General features: G+C 72.4%; 10 protein-coding genes. 2 read left to right on the forward strand and 8 right to left on the reverse strand.

The genetic code is table 11. From position 1 onward, the window contains the following. Positions 1 to 34: 34 nt before the first annotated feature. From KAK07_RS00385 to KAK07_RS00395, 3 genes are read right to left on the reverse strand one after another with little or no spacing between them, the layout of a single operon-like run. On the reverse strand, positions 35 to 4147 hold the full coding sequence (locus tag KAK07_RS00385; RefSeq protein ID WP_210858341.1) for a translocation/assembly module TamB domain-containing protein: 4113 nt from the start codon (positions 4145 to 4147) through the stop codon (positions 35 to 37). After that, positions 4147 to 6009, reverse strand: coding sequence for an autotransporter assembly complex protein TamA (locus KAK07_RS00390; RefSeq protein ID WP_210858342.1), 1863 nt, complete (start codon positions 6007 to 6009; stop codon positions 4147 to 4149). The genes KAK07_RS00385 and KAK07_RS00390 overlap by 1 nt, the downstream gene beginning before the upstream one ends. After that, a complete protein-coding gene (locus KAK07_RS00395) occupies positions 6006 to 7175 on the reverse strand; it encodes a vWA domain-containing protein (RefSeq protein ID WP_210854763.1) in 1170 nt (389 codons plus the stop codon). Before KAK07_RS00395 ends, KAK07_RS00390 begins: the two co-directional genes overlap by 4 nt. A 129-nt stretch (positions 7176 to 7304) precedes the next feature. Here KAK07_RS00395 and KAK07_RS25650 point away from each other — a divergent pair, with 129 nt between their 5' ends. Beyond that, entirely contained in the window at positions 7305 to 8507 is a 1203-nt protein-coding gene (locus KAK07_RS25650) for a GGDEF domain-containing protein (RefSeq protein WP_210858343.1), read from the forward strand. Between the two features lie 165 nt (positions 8508 to 8672). Here KAK07_RS25650 and KAK07_RS00405 read toward each other — a convergent pair whose 3' ends face one another. From KAK07_RS00405 to KAK07_RS00420, 4 genes are read right to left on the reverse strand one after another with little or no spacing between them, the layout of a single operon-like run. After that, on the reverse strand, positions 8673 to 10670 hold the full coding sequence (locus KAK07_RS00405; protein WP_210858345.1) for a S9 family peptidase: 1998 nt from the start codon (positions 10668 to 10670) through the stop codon (positions 8673 to 8675). Positions 10671 to 10685: 15 nt separating this feature from the next. After that, positions 10686 to 11279, reverse strand: coding sequence for a GNAT family N-acetyltransferase (locus KAK07_RS00410; RefSeq protein WP_210858346.1), 594 nt, complete (start codon positions 11277 to 11279; stop codon positions 10686 to 10688). Next, positions 11272 to 11490: a hypothetical protein gene (locus KAK07_RS00415; RefSeq protein ID WP_210854757.1), complete on the reverse strand. Its 219-nt coding sequence runs from the start codon at positions 11488 to 11490 to the stop codon at positions 11272 to 11274. Before KAK07_RS00415 ends, KAK07_RS00410 begins: the two co-directional genes overlap by 8 nt. Next, positions 11487 to 12341, reverse strand: coding sequence for an AAA family ATPase (locus KAK07_RS00420; protein ID WP_210854756.1), 855 nt, complete (start codon positions 12339 to 12341; stop codon positions 11487 to 11489). Before KAK07_RS00420 ends, KAK07_RS00415 begins: the two co-directional genes overlap by 4 nt. 207 nt (positions 12342 to 12548) lie before the next feature. Here KAK07_RS00420 and KAK07_RS00425 point away from each other — a divergent pair, with 207 nt between their 5' ends. Next, on the forward strand, positions 12549 to 13823 hold the full coding sequence (locus KAK07_RS00425) for a cyclic di-GMP phosphodiesterase (protein WP_210854754.1): 1275 nt from the start codon (positions 12549 to 12551) through the stop codon (positions 13821 to 13823). On the opposite strand, the gene lepB is transcribed toward KAK07_RS00425, so the two are convergent. Next, positions 13824 to 14492 carry a signal peptidase I gene (gene lepB, locus KAK07_RS00430; RefSeq protein ID WP_210858347.1) on the reverse strand — a complete coding sequence of 223 codons (669 nt, stop codon included), beginning with the start codon at positions 14490 to 14492 and terminating at the stop codon, positions 13824 to 13826. Positions 14493 to 14577 lie beyond the last annotated feature (85 nt).

A 14577-nucleotide genomic window follows, 5' to 3' on the forward strand; every position in this document is an offset into this window, starting at 1 on the left:
GGGCGCCGGGCCTGAACCCTGGTGGCTCAGGCGTTCAGGGCCAGCGCCAGCTCCAGATCAGGTCCACCGCGTTGTCCTCGCCCGACTGCGCGCGCAGCGTGAAGCGCTGGGCGATGCGGTAGACCAGCTGCCAGGTGCCGGTGGTGGCGTTGACACCGCGCTCGTAGCCCACATACCAGCGCCGGCTGAGTTGCTTGCCCACGCTCACCACCATCTGCCGCACGTCGTTGGCGTCGGTGGATTGGCGCAGCGAGAAATCGGTCAGGCCCAGGGCCTTCATCACCGCGTCGGTGGGCGCCTCGCCTTCGCCGGCCAGCAGGGCCACGGCGGCGCGCTGCAGCAGCGCGGTGTCGGCTTCGCCCAGGCCGTCGGGCTCGCGGCCCAGCACCAGCCAGCTCAGCTTGTAGGCGTCGCTCATCTCGGGCTCGCTGGCCAGGCGCACGCGCGGGTTGAGCGCGCTGCCGGTGACCTGCACGCCCACCTTCACGTCCAGGTTGGGGCGCACCGCGAAGATGTCCAGCCGCGGGTCTTCCACCGGGCCGTTGAAGCTGAGCACGCCACGTTCGATGTCCAGGTTCTGGCCGTAGGCCACGTAGTGGCCGTCGTCCAGCCGCACGCTGCCGTTGATCGACAGCTTCTGGTTGGCCACGCTGGCCAGCAGCTCGCCGCGCAGCGTGCCGTCGATGCCGCGGCCCTTGATGCGCAGGCGCTCGCCCAGGTCGAGCCTGGCCTTGAGCTGCATGGGCCGCAGGCTGCGGCCGTTGCTGGCGGTGTCGGTGCTGGCCGGGCGGGCGCTGGCGAAGACGACGTCGCTGTCCAGGCCGGGGGCGTCGCCCTGGCTCACATCGACCAGGCCTTCGTCCACCGTCAGGGCGCCGTCCAGCAGCCAGCGCTCGGGGCTCAGGTTCAGCGTGGCCTGGCCGCTGGTGACCAGGCGGCGGTCGATGCGGCCCAGCACCTGGAAGCGCTCGGCCAGGGCTTGCAGGCGCAGCTCGGGGCGCGCGCCCAGGCGGGCCTCGCCCTGCAGCGTGACGCGGCCCTCGCCGCCGCGGAAGCTGAACTGCTCGATGTGGGCGCGCTCGCCGTCCAGGCGCATGTCGACCTGGCCGTCGCTCAGCTGCACGCCCATCAGCGCATGGCGTGCCTCCAGGCGTTCGCCGCTGAGGCGGCCGGTGACCTCGGGAGCGCCGAAGCGGCCACCGAAGCCGGCGGTCACCGCCAGCGCGCCGCCCAGGCGCCAGCCCGGCGGCACCCAGGCGCCCCAGGCGCCCAGGTTGGCCACGCGCAGCTGCAGCACGCCGTTGAGCGGCGCATCGGCGTGGGGCCAGGCCAGCTCGGGGCGGGTCTGCAGCGTGGCCACGCCGGCCATCTCGCCCAGCGCACGCCCAGCCAGGGCCTGGGTGAAGTGCCAGGTGCCGTCGTGCGCCGACAGCGCCAGGCGCAGGTCACTCAGGGCCAGTGGCTGCACGCGGCTGCGCGGGTCGCGCGCGTCGTCCACCATGGCCAGGTCGCCGCCCAGGCGCTCGAAGACGAGTTCGGCGTCAAAGCGGTCCTCACGCCGGATCTGCACCGAGCCGCCCAGGCGCAGGTCGCCGCGCCAGCCCAGCTCGGGCTGGGCGCGGGCCAGCAGCGGGGCCAGCGCGAAGGGCTCGATCTGCGCGTCCAGCGCCAGCGCGGGCGCGGCCACGCCGGGGCGCCAGCGGGCCTCGGCCTGGCGCCAGCGCAGGCGGGTTTCGGGCAGCACCAGCTCGCCGGGCTGCAGCGTGGCGCGCAGCGGGTGGGCCTGGGCATCCAGCTGCAGTTCGGCCTGCAGGCCGCTGCCGGACAACCAGTCGCTGCCGGCGGCGTTGCCGGTGCCCCGGGCACGCAAGCGCAGTTCCGCCAGCGTGGCGTGCCAGTGGCCGGCCCAGCCGTCGCCGTCGGTCTGCCAGCGGCCCTGGCCGGCCAGCCGCAGCTCGGTGCCGTTGCCGCCCGGCGTGCCCAGCGCCTGCGCGAGCAGCTCGCCGGGCCGGGCCGGGCCGCTGGCTATCAGGCTCAGGCGGTGCTCGGCCAGGCGGCCCTCCACGCGGGCCTGGGCCTGGTCCAGCTGCAGGGCGCCGGCCACCAGACCGCGCAGTTGGGCGTCCAGCAGCAGCGGGCCGTCGGACCCGCCCGGCCAGACCAGGCGGGCCTGGCCCTGGGTGAGTTGCAGGCCGGGCAGTTGCACGGCGTCGGCCTGTCCCTCGGCCTGCCAGGCGCGCTGGCCAGGCGCGCGGCTGGCGGTGGCCTGCAGCCGGCCGCCGGTGGGTGCCCACGCAGGATCGATCAGGCGCAGCAGCGGCGCGGCCGCGGCCAGCGCGGGGGCGTCCAGGCGCAGCTCGCCCCCCAGCGCGTCGGTGTCGCCCTGCCAGCGGGCCTGCAGGCGGTTGCCGGCCAGCTCCAGCTGGGCGCTGCCCTCGCTGCGGGCCTGACGCTCCCAGGTCAGCTGGCCCTGCAGCGGCACGCCGGCCAGGAGGCTGGGTTGCAGCTCGGCGCTGAGCCGCCCCAGCCAGGCCTGGGGCCAGGCGCTCACCGCCGACCCGGCCAGGCGGGCGGTGTCCAGCCGGCCTTGCGCCTGCCACTGACCCTGCAGCCGGTGCGGGCCGCGGCGCCAGGGGCTGTCGGCGGCCAGCGGCCACCACAGCGTGGGGTCCAGTTGCTGCAGGCCGCCTTGCAGCTGCAGCTGCCAGCGGCCGCTGCCTTCCGGGACGGCCTGGCCGCTCAGCGTGGCGCGGGCCTCGCCGGCCTTCAGCTCGGCGCGCGCCAGCTGCAGCTGGCGGGCATCGGCCCGCAGGTCCAGCGCCAGTCCCAGGTCCTGCGCCGTTGGCGCGCCGGCGAGCCGGCCCTGCCAATCCGCCGTCAACTGGCCGCGCAGCGCATCGGGCTGCAGCGCCGCACGGCCGGCCAGCCAATCGTCCAGGGACGGCAGACCGCTGAGCCGCCCCGTCAGCGGACCGCTCCAGGTGCTGGCGCGCAGGCGACGGTCCAGCGCATCGGGGCGCAGGGCGCGCAGCCGGGCGTCCAGCGTCAGGGTGTCGGCCTGCCAGTCGAGTGTGGCGTCGGCCTGGCCGCCATCGGGCAGCGTGGCCTGCAGGCGCTCGAGCGTCAGGCCGCGCGGCAGCATCGCGCCGGCATCGGCCCAGTGCCAGCGGGCCTGCCACTGCAGACGGGCCAGCGGCAGGCGGGCGCTGTCCCAGGGGCCGGCGGCGGCGTTGTCGATACGACCCTCCCAGGCCGTGGGCTGAGCGGCCTGGCGGGCGGCCAGCGAGACGTTGGCGTCCAGCGCGGTGCGCGGCCAGCCGCCCTGCAGGGCGGACAGGTCCAGCGCCTGGCTGCGCAGCTGCAGCGCGCCCAGCGGCCAGGCGCTGAAGGGTTGGAGCCGGGCCTCCGCATCCAGCGACGGTGCGTTCTGGCCCGCCGGGGCCTGACCCCGCAGCGTGGCGCGCGCCCGCAGTTCGGCCAGCGGACCCTCGGCCTGCAGCGTGGCCTGCCAGGGGGTGGCGGCGCCGTCCAGGCTGCGCGCCTGCACCTGGGCCTGCAGCGGCAGCGGCGCGTGGGCGCCCAGCTGCAGCGTGCCGCTGAAGCCGGCCTGGCGGGTCTGCGCCTGGGTGAGCGTCAGCCGGTGTTCGGTGGGGCCGGCGCGCCCGCTGCCGGCCAGCGCCTGCAGGGCTTCGGCCTGGTCGATCTGCAGGCGGCCGATCTGCCAGCGCGCCAGGTCCAGCACCAGCGGCAGCGCCAGGCTGTCCGGCACGGGCGTGGGGCCGGACGAGGGCGCACTGCGCCACTGCACGCTGTCGGCCTGCAGCGCCTCGGCCTGCAGGCCCAGCCAGGCGCCATCCGCAGGGCGCCACTGCCAGCGCAGGCCCCGCAGCTGCCAGGCGCCCAGGTCGAGCTGACCGGCGCTGCCTTGCCAGTGCAGCGCACGGGCGCTCAGGTCCGGTCCGCTCAGCGTGCCTTGCAGCCCGTCAACGCGCAGCCCGGACACCTGGCCCAGCGCCCAGGCGGCGCCGGCCTCGGTGCGCAGCAGCCAGCCACCGGCGCCGACGGCCGCCGCCGCCACCAGGCCCAGCGCCAGCAACGCGGCGGGCCAGCGCCGAGCGCGCGGGGCGGGGGCGGCGGGCGTGTCCATCAGAAGGCGATGCCCACGCTCAGGTGCAGGCGCGCGCTGCGCACTTCCTGGCCATAGGCCAGGTCCAGCTTCAGCGGCCCCACCGGGCTGCGCCAGCGCACCCCCAGGCCATAGCCCAGCGCGGGCGAGAAACCGCGCCAGCTGTCGCTGGCCCGACCGGCGTCGACGAACGCCGCCCACCACACCGAGGGCAGCGCAGCCGACACCGGCCGCGCGATCTCGGCGCTGGCGGTGGCCAGCACGCGGCCGCCGGTCAGGCTGCCGTCGCCGCGCGTGGGCGCCAGGCTGCGCCAGGCGTAGCCGCGCACGGATTCGTCCCCGCCGGCGCGAAAGCGCAGCGCATCGGGCACCTGCACGTCATCGCGCATCAGCACCTGGCCGGCCTCCAGCCGCAGCTGGCTGTACCAGCTCTGGCCGATCGGCCAGTAGCCGGTGGCGCGGGCCTGCACGCGGCCGAAGCTGCCGCGGGCGCTGTCGCTGCCATCGGCCGCACCCAGGCCCAGGCCCAGCTGCACGGTGTAGCCGCGGGTGGGCAGCAGGGCGTTGTCGACGCGGCGCATCGTCCAGTCGGCCTGCAGCGACAGCGCCGACAGCGTCTGGCAGGTGCCGGCGGCCAGGCCGCTGGCGCACTCGCGGCTGCGGTCGGCATCGACATGGACGAAACGCTCGATGCCACCGCGGTCGGTGGAGCGGCCCACGCGCAGGCGCTGCAGCAGCACGGTGTCGGTGTCGCCCACGGTGCGGTCCAGCGTGCCGCCCAGCACCCAGCGGCGGTAATCACGGTCGGGGTGGGTGGAGAGCTCGCCGTCCCAGCTCTGTTCCGAGGCGCCCCACAGCAGCTTGTTGCGCAGCGACAGGTCGCGATCGAACAGGCGGCGCTGCACATGCTCCAGCGAGATCCGCGGGCCGGTGTTGGCGCTGTAGCCCACGCCCACAGTGGCGGCCTGGCGCGGTGCTTCATGCAACTGCACGTTGACGGTGGCGGCGCCGGCCTGGGTGGGGTCGGGGTCGAAGCCGACGTTGACGCTTTCGTACAGGCCGGTCTTCAGCAACGTGGTCTGGTAGTCCAGCAGGCGCTGCTCGGTCAGGGCGGCGCCGCTGTCGAAGGGGGCCAGCGCACGGGCGCGCTCGGGCGGCTGGTGCGTCAGGCCGCTCACCGCAATCACCCCGGCGCGGAACAGCGGGCCGCTGTCGGCCACCAGGAACAGGCGCACGCCGGTCAGCTCGGCGTCGACCTCGGCGGCGGTGCCGGCCCAGCTGGCCGCGGCGTAGCCCTGGGCCCGCAGGCTGGCGATCACCGTGTTCTTGGCCTCGCTCCAGGCGGCGTTGGTGAAGGCGCTGCCCGGCGCCAGTGGCCAGCGCTGGCTCAGGCCCTGCTGCAGCGTGCGGGCGTCGCTGTCGCCGCGCTCGGCGCGTTCGACCAGCTCGCCCGTCCACTCCAGGGTCAGGCGGCTGACCTGCGCCGCCTCGCCCGGCGTGATGCGCAGCGTCAGCGTGCCGTCGTCGGCGCGCTGCACCTCGGCCTGGGCCCGGAACAGGCCCAGCGGCTGCACCAGCTGGCGGGCCTGGGCAGGGGCACTGCCGATCAGGCGTGACCATTCCAGGTCGTTGAAGCTGGCGGCGTCAGGCTGGGCGATGGCGCGGGCCAGGTCCAGGTGCTTCTCCAGCAGCTCGCGCACCGCGCCCGGGGCGTCGATGCGCAGCCGGGGGACCTTGCCAGCGCTGACGGCCGCATCGGCCGCGGGTTGCGTGGCGTCCGGGGCCGAGGCGGTGGCGCCCGGCGCGGCAGGCTGGGCCAGCGCCACCCAGGGTGCCGCCGCCAGCGCGCACAGCGCTGCGGCCAGCCGCGCGCGCCGGCTCATTTGCTGAGCAGTCGCATCGCCCCTTCCAGGCCCTGCAGCGTCAGCGGGAACATGCGCTGGCTCACCAGCTGCTGCACGATCGCGATGCTCTGCCGGTACTGCCAGACGCCTTGCGGCTCGGGGTTGATCCAGGCGAACTTGGGGAAGGCGTGGGTGAGCCGCTGCAGCCATTCGGCGCCGGGCTCCTCGTTGTTGTATTCGACGCTGCCGCCGGGCTGCAGGATCTCATAGGGGCTCATCGTGGCGTCGCCCACGAAGATCAGGCGCCAGTCCTTGTTGTACTTGCGGATGATGTCCCAGGTGGCGCTCTTCTCGGTGTAGCGCCGGCGGTTGTTCTTCCACATGAAGTCGTAGACGCAGTTGTGGAAGTAGTAGAACTCCAGGTGCTTGAACTCGCTGCGTGCGGCCGAGAAGAGCTCCTCCACGCGGTGGATGTGCTCGTCCATCGTGCCGCCCACATCCATCAGCAGCAGCACCTTCACCTTGTTGTGCCGCTCGGGCACCATCTTGATGTCCAGCAGCCCGGCATTGGCGGCGGTGCTGTGGATGGTGTCGTCCAGGTCCAGCTCCAGCTCGGAGCCCTCGCGGGCGAAGCGGCGCAGGCGGCGCAGCGCCACCTTGATGTTGCGCGTGCCCAGCTCCTTGGTGTCGTCATAGTCGGCGTAGGCGCGCTGGTCCCACACCTTGACCGCGCTGCGGTTCTTGCCCGGGCCGCCGATGCGCACGCCCTGGGGGTTGTAGCCGCCGTGACCGAAGGGGCTGGTGCCGCCGGTGCCGATCCACTTGCTGCCGCCTTCATGCCGGCCCTGCTGTTCCTCGAGGCGCTTCTTCAGCGTCTCCATCAGCTCGTCCCAGCCCATCTTCTCGATGGCGGCCTTCTGTTCGGGTGTGAGCTCGTTCTCGAGGACCTTGCGCAGCCACTCCAGCGGGATCTCCTTGCCGAAGTCGGTGAGCAGCTCCACGCCCTTGAAGTAGGCCCCGAAGGCGCGGTCGAACTTGTCGTAGTGGGCCTCGTCCTTGACCAGGGTGGTGCGCGACAGGTAGTAGAAGTCGTTCACCGACGGGCCGATCACGCCGGCCTTGAGCGCCTCGAGCAGCGTCAGGTACTCCTTGACCGACACCGGCAGCTTGGCGGAACGCAGCGTGTAGAAGAAATCGATCAGCATGGTGTCGGTGCGCCACGACGGCGTCAGAGGCCGATTGTGCCGAATCCGGACCGTCCAGGGGCGACCAGGGGGACAGCGTTGCCGGCTTGTGCCCATAATGCGCGCAGAGACACCGGGGAGGTCCGGGCCGTGAACAACGTCAACAACACCCTGCTGGCTGTCCTGGCCGTCCAGGCTGCGCTGTGCGGCGCGGGCTGGTGGGTGGGTGCGGCCACGCTGAGCCTGTCGCGCTCGGCCGCGCTGCACTGGATGGGGCTGTGCCTGTGCATCGGCCTGGGCTCGGTGCTGTTCATGCCCGGCCTGGAGGTGCCGCTGGCGCTGAGCCTGCCGGCGCGCAACCTGCTGGTGCTGGTGGGCTGCATGCTGCTGCGCCGCGGCAATGCGCTGTTCCTGCGCGGCGACACGGCCGACCTGGAGCAGGCGCTGCTGCTGGCCGTGGCGGTGCTGGCGATGCTGCTGATCGGCATGGAGCCGGGCGAGCAGTGGGTGCGGGCGCTGACCTTGTCGTCGGCGATCGGCTGGGTGCTGCTGCGCGGCGGCATCGAGCTGGTGCGCGGCCTCACGCGCGAGCACAGCTGGGCCGCCGCCCTGACGATCAGCCTGCCGATGCTGCTGCTGGGCGCGGCGCTGATGGGCCGCGCCGCGGCGGCGCTGGTGGTGCCGCCGCAGTCGCCGATGCTCGACCTGTCGCAGCCCAGCTCGGCCGGCACCGGCCTGCTGCTGACCGCCTTGCTGGTGTTCGGCACCACCCAGCTGATGCTGCTGTACCTGGTGATCATGCGCCTGGTGCGCCGTCTGCGCGAGGTGGCCAGCCAGGACCCGCTGACCCGCCTGCTCAACCGCCGCGCCTGGATGCTGGCGCTGCAGGCCGAGCGCGTGCGCATGCAGCGCCATCCCTGCGCCACCGCCATGGCGGTGATCGACATCGACGGCTTTCGCCACCTCAACCAGCGCTACGGCAATGCCCAGGGCGACGAGTTGCTGCAGCAGTTGGCCCGCTGCCTGGAAGAGACCGCCCGCGCCACCGATGTGGTGGCCCGCCTGGGTGCCGACCAGTTCGGCGTGCTGCTCTCCGACACCGACGCCGATGGCGCCACCGAGGCCGCCGAGCGCCTGCGCCAGGCCGTGGCCGGTCTGAACCTGCGCGTGGGCGAGGAGCGCGTGCCCCTGACCATCAGCGTGGGCGTGGCGGTGCAGCCGGCCGATCTGGCCCTGCAGCTGTCCTTCTCGGCCCTGCAGCTGCGCGCCGACGAGGCGCTCAGCTCGGCCAAGGCCGGTGGCGGCAACCGGGTGCAGATCGACCGTCGGCCGGTCAGCCTGGTGCTGGCCTGATTAAGGCAACGCTGAACACGTCCCTCGCGGCGTGCGCATCCCTGCTTCGGGCGGTCTGCGGCGTTGCACATCCTCGCCATAGCCCGGGCTATGGCTGTGGTGTGCGCCTGGCAGCCCATCCCGAATCAGGGCGCGCCCATCCGCGGCGACGTGTTCAGCGTCGCCTCAGGCCTTCACCCGGTCGTAGCGCGCCAGCCAGTCGAAGAAGGCCTGGTGCCACTGCCGGCTGTTGCGCGGCTTGAGCACCCAGTGGTTCTCGTCCGGGAACCACAGCATGCGGGCCGGCACGCCCCGCGCCTTGAGGGTGTTGTAGTAGGCAAAGCCCTGGGCATCGGGCACGCGGTAGTCCAGCGCGCCGTGCACCACCAGCGTGGGCGTGCTGAAGCCGCTGGCAAAGGCATGCGGGCTCTGCGAGGCGATCTTGGCCGGGTCCTCCCAGTACCAGGCGCCCATCTCGTCGCCGGTCCAGGGCCAGCAGTCGTCGGCGAACATCGCCGTCCAGTCGTAGCAGCCGGCATGGCACACGTAGGCGGCGTAGCGGCCCGGCGCGCAGTGGCCGTTCATCCAGGCCACCATGTAGCCGCCGTAGCTGCCGCCGCTGGCGAAGACACGGCGCTTGTCCACCCAGCGCTTGGCCAGCAGCCAGTCGGTGGCGGCCTCGATGTCCTGCAGCTCCAGCTCGCCCCAGCGGTGCGAGATCGAGTCCTTGAAGGCATGGCCGAAGCTGCTGGAGCCGTGGTAGTTGACGCTGGCCACCACATAGCCCTGCGCCGCGAAGACCTTGTTGTTCCAGCGCCAGTGCCAGTTGTCGCCGGGCGCGGTGTGCGGCCCGCCATGGATGGTGTGCAGCACCGGGTGCTTCTTCTTCGGGTCGAAGCCCGGCGGGTAGTGCAGCCACACCTGCACCGCATCGCCCAGTGCGCCGGTGATCCAGACCTCCTCGGTGCGGCCCAGCTCGAAGGCGGCCAGCGCGCGGTCGTTGAGGTGCTCCATGCGGCGTGGCTCGTCGCCGGGCAGGTGGGCCTGCAGTCGGGCGGGGTGATCGGCGCAGTCGGCCAGCGTGACCAGGGTGCCGGCGGCCTTGTCGAAGGCCAGCACCCAGCCGCCCTCGACCACCACCTCGGCGCGGCGGTCGGGCAGGTCGAAGCGCCACAGGTGCTGGCGGCCGCGCTGCTCGGCGGTGAACAGCAGGGCCTGGCCGTCGTCCTCCCAGTGCAGCGGCGCCTGCACCTCGTGGTCCCAGGTGGCGCTGGGCACCTCCCAGGCGCCGTCCTCGCGGCGCCACAGGCCCAGCTGCTGCGGCATCGTGTGCTTCTGGCCGCGATGGCAGGCCAGGAAGGCCACGGCCTCGCCGTCGGGCGCGTAGGCGGGCTTGGTGAAGCCCCACTCGGCGTCCTGCGCCAGCGTCTGGAAGCGCCGGCTGCGCAGGCGCAACTCGACGATCGCCGGTCGGCTGTCGGTGCGCTTGGCCGGGTCCGGGTCCCAGGCGAAGACCAGGCTCTGGCCGTCCGGAGCGATGTCGAAACACAGCTCATCGGGCTCGAAGCGGGTCAGCTCATAGGGCGTGCCTTCGAACAGATCGGTGGTGCGGCCGGTGTCCAGGTCCAGCACCAGCAGATGCGGCACGCGGTCCATCGGGATAATGTGGTCCCAGAAGCGCACGATCTCGGCGTCGCTGTCGATGCCGGTTTCCTTGCGCTCGGTGAAGGCCAGGTGCGCCTTGGCCTGGGCCGCCGCGCCCTTCAGGCCCGGCCGCACCCACGAGACGAAGGCGATGCGCCGGCCATCGGGGAACCACTTGAAGCCGCCGACGCCGGTGGCCACGCTGCCGACGCGGCGGGCCTCGCCGCCGTCGGGCGGGATCACGTAGAACTGCGGCTCGCTGTCCTTGGCGCCCTCCTGCTCGCGACGGGCGACGAAGCCGACCAGGTCGCCCTGCGGCGAGAAGCGCGGCGCGCCGTCCTTGTCGCCGCAGCGGGTCAGCTCGCGCGGGCGACCGCCCAGCGTGGAGAACAGCCACAGTGCGGTCGGCGTCCGGTTGGCGGCCATGTCCGGCCGGGTGACCGCGGCCACCGCCTGGGCGCCGTCGGGGGACAGGCTGGGCGCACCGATCCTCGCCAGGCGCCAGAGATCATCGATCGTGAAGGGCTTGTGGCGGGGCATGATGGGTGGGTCTCCTCAGCGGGGCCGGCTCAGCTGGTGGTCCAGGTGCTGCCGGATGGTCGGCCATTCGGCCGCGGTGATGCTGTAGACGGCGGTGTCGCGCAGGCTGCCGTCGGCGGTGCGCTGGTGGGCACGCAGGATGCCGTCGAGCTGGGCGCCCAGGCGCTCGATCGCGCGGCGGCTCTGGGTGTTCAGCCGGTGGGTGCGGAACTCCACCGCGATGCAGTCCAGCGTGTCAAAGGCATGTGCCAGCAGCATCCGCTTGCACTCGGTGTTCAGCGCGGTGCGCTGCACGCGCTGCGCATACCAGGTGCTGCCGATCTCGACCCGGCGGTGCACGCGGTCGATGTTCATGTAGGTGGTCATGCCCGCCGGCACGCCCTGCGCATCCAGCACCGCGAAGGGCAGCATGCTGCCGGCGGCGTGCAGGCCCAGGCGGCGTTCGATCTCGGCGGCCACGGCCTCGGGGCGCGGCACGGCGGTGTACCAGAGCCGCCACAACTCGCCCTCGCGCACGGCCTCGGCCAGGGCGGGCGCATGGGTGGCGTCCAGCGGCACCAGGCTGGCGTGCTGGCCGCGCAGGGTCACCGGCTGCAGCAGTTCACTCATCCCGGTCTCCCGACTGGGCGCGACGCCAGGCGCGCGCGCCCTGCAGGCCCAGGCCGCCACCCAGGCCGACCAGCACGATGGCGCCGATGCTCTCGCCGCCATAGCCCTGGGCGAACAGGTCCCAGCCCAGCCCGCGGCCCAGCCAGAAACCGGCCAGCGCGCCGCCGACGAAACCCACCGCGTCGGAGACGCCCTCGACCCAGGGGCTCAACGGTTCCTCGACTGCATGAAGACCAGCTTCTCGAACAGCGTCACGTCCTGCTCGTTCTTCAGCAGCGCGCCCACCAGCGGCGGCAGCACCACCTTCTCGTCGCCGCTGCGCAGCACCTCGGCCGGGATGTCCTCGGCCACCAGCAGCTTGAGCCAGTCGATCAGCTCGCTGGTGCTGGGCTTCTTCTTCAGGCCGGGCAGGTTGCGCACGTCGTAGAAGCTCTTCATCGCCGCGGCCAGCAGCTCCTGCTTCAGGCCGGGGAAGTGCACCGCCACGATCTTCTTCATCGTGTCGGCATCGGGGAACTTGATGTAGTGGAAGAAGCAGCGGCGCAGGAAGGCGTCGGGCAGCTCCTTCTCGTTGTTCGAGGTGATGAAGACCAGCGGCCGGTGCTTGGCGCGGATCGTCTGGCGCGTCTCGTAGCAGTGGAACTCCATGCGGTCGATCTCGCGCAGCAGGTCGTTCGGAAACTCGATGTCGGCCTTGTCGATCTCGTCGATCAGCAGCGCCACTGGCGTGTCCGATTCAAAGGCCTGCCACAGCGTGCCCTTGACGATGTAGTTGCGGATGTCGCGCACCTTTTCGGCGCTCTCGGCATCGGACAGTTGGCTGTCGCGCAGGCGACTCACCGCGTCGTACTCGTACAGGCCCTGGTGGGCCTTGGTGGTGCTCTTGATGTGCCACTCCAGCAGCGGCAGGCCCAGCGCGCGGGCGGCCTCCTCGGCCAGCATGGTCTTGCCGGTGCCGGGCTCGCCCTTGACCAGCAACGGGCGCTTGAGCGTGATCGCGGCGTTGACCGCCAGCATCAGGTCATCGGTGGCGACGTAGTTCTCGGTGCCTTGGAATTTCATGGGCGGCTGACAGGGGTGAGCGGTTCAGTATATGCGTGGCATCCACGCCACGCGCCACCAGGGTTGCCCGGACCAATCGGGCGGGCAATTGCGCGGGTAATCGGGCCTGTTTTCCCCCCTTTCCGGCCTCGGCGCGCTGGCACAGTGGTGACCGATCCCAACCGGTGCGCGCAGCCTCGCGTGCCGAAGGGGCACCCCACCCACGCCATGCTGAAGAAGATCCCCGTTTCCCAAGTCCGCCTGGGCATGCACCTGCATGCGCTGGAGGGGGCGTGGATCGACCACCCGTTCTGGAAGACCAAGTTCGTCATCCGCGACCGGGAAGACCTGCTGAAGCTGCAGAACAGCGCGATCACCGAGGTCTGGATCGACCCCGATAAGGGCCTGGATGTGGCCGAGGCGGGCGATGACCGACCCGTCCCCCGGCGCGCGGCGCCCGTGGCGAGCCCTGCGCCGAGCGGTTCGCCCATGCCGGCGGCCAGCGCCGCGGCGCGTGCGGCGCCCGCCGAGCCGCCAGCGCCGCCAGCCACGCGCAGCCTGCGCGAAGAGCTCAGCCAGGCCGCCGCGCTCTACCGCCAGAGCAGGGCCCAGGTCACCTCGATGTTCAACGAGGCCCGGCTGGGCAAGGCGATCGACGCCGAGCAGTGCCTGCCGCTGGTCGAGGAGATCTCGAGCTCGGTGTTCCGCAATCCGGGCGCACTGGTGAGCCTGGCGCGCCTGAAGACCGCCGACGACTACACCTACATGCACTCGGTGGCGGTGTGCGCGCTGATGGTGGCCCTGGGCCGCGAGCTGGGCCTGAACGAGGCCGAGTGCCGCGAGGCCGGCTTCGCCGGACTGCTCCACGACCTGGGCAAGGCGGCGATGCCGCTGGAGGTGCTGAACAAGCCCGGCAAGCTGACCGACGAGGAGTTCGGCATCATGAAGTCGCACCCCGAGCGCGGCTGGGAGATGCTGTCCGAATCGGGCAGCGTGGGCGAGGGAGCGCTGGACGTGTGCCTGCATCACCACGAGCGCATGGACGGCACCGGCTACCCGCACCGCCTGCCGGCCGAGCAGATCAGCCGCCTGGCCCGCATGGGCGCGGTCTGCGATGTCTATGACGCGATCACCTCCAACCGGCCCTACAAGGCCGGCTGGGACCCGGCCGAATCCATCGCCAAGATGGCCTCGTGGAAGGGCCATTTCGACCCGGCGATCTTCGCCGCCTTCGTCAAGAGCCTGGGCATCTACCCGGTGGGCTCGCTGGTGCGTCTGAAATCGGGCCGGCTGGCGGTGGTGATCGAGCAGAACCCCAGCGCGCTGACGGCGCCCTTCGTCAAGGTCTTCTTCTCGACCAAGTCGCAGATGCCGATGGCGCCGCAGGTGCTGGACCTGTCGTCATCGACCGACCGCATCGAGGCACGCGAGAACCCCGCCACCTGGGGCTTCAAGCACCTGGACGAGCTGTGGGCGGGCGACGCGCTGCCGGCGCGCCGCTGATCACTCCAGCGGCGCGACAAAGCGCTCGAAGCGCGGCGACCAGCTGCCCAGGATGTCGGCCGACACCAGCGTGCGCGTGGCGCGGCCGATCAGCAGCTCGCGCGGCACGCTGCCGATGAAGCGCGAATCCTCGCTGTTGTCGCGGTTGTCGCCCATCATGAAGTAGTGGTCGGCGGCCAGCGTCACCGGCCCGAAATCGCGGCCATGACCCGCGCCACCCAGGAACTGCACCGCGTGCTGGTGGCCGGCCAGGTCTTCGCGCGCGCGCAGCGCCGGCCAGATCACGCCCGGTGCCACCGGCTCCGCCACCTCGTGCGGCGCGCTGTAGGCCTGCTCGGTGCCATTGATCAGCAGGCGCCCGGCGCGCACCTCGACCTGGTCGCCCGGCAGGGCCACCAGGCGCTTGATCAGGCGCGTGCCGTCGCGCGGTGAATCGAAGGTGACGATGTCGCCGCGCTGCGGCTCGCCCAGGCGGGCCAGCACCACATGGGTCAGCGGCAGCTTCAGGTCGTAGGCCAGGCGGTCGACCAGCACCACGTCGCCCTCCAGGATGGTGGGCCGCATCGAGCCCGAGGGCACCGGGTTCCAGTCGGCCACGGCGGTGCGCAGCAGGCCCATGCCCAGCAGCAGGGCGAGAAAGCCACGATTGTTCTTCAGCCAGGTGCGCATCCAGCGGCTCCTTGAGGGGTGATGAGCAGTGCGACCGCCGGGGCCGGCCGAAGTTCCGGACCTTGCAGACCTGGCTTTGGGGGGC

It is taken from the genome of Ideonella alba, from assembly GCF_018069875.1.
Taxonomy (GTDB): Bacteria; Pseudomonadota; Gammaproteobacteria; order Burkholderiales; family Burkholderiaceae_C; genus Ideonella; species Ideonella alba.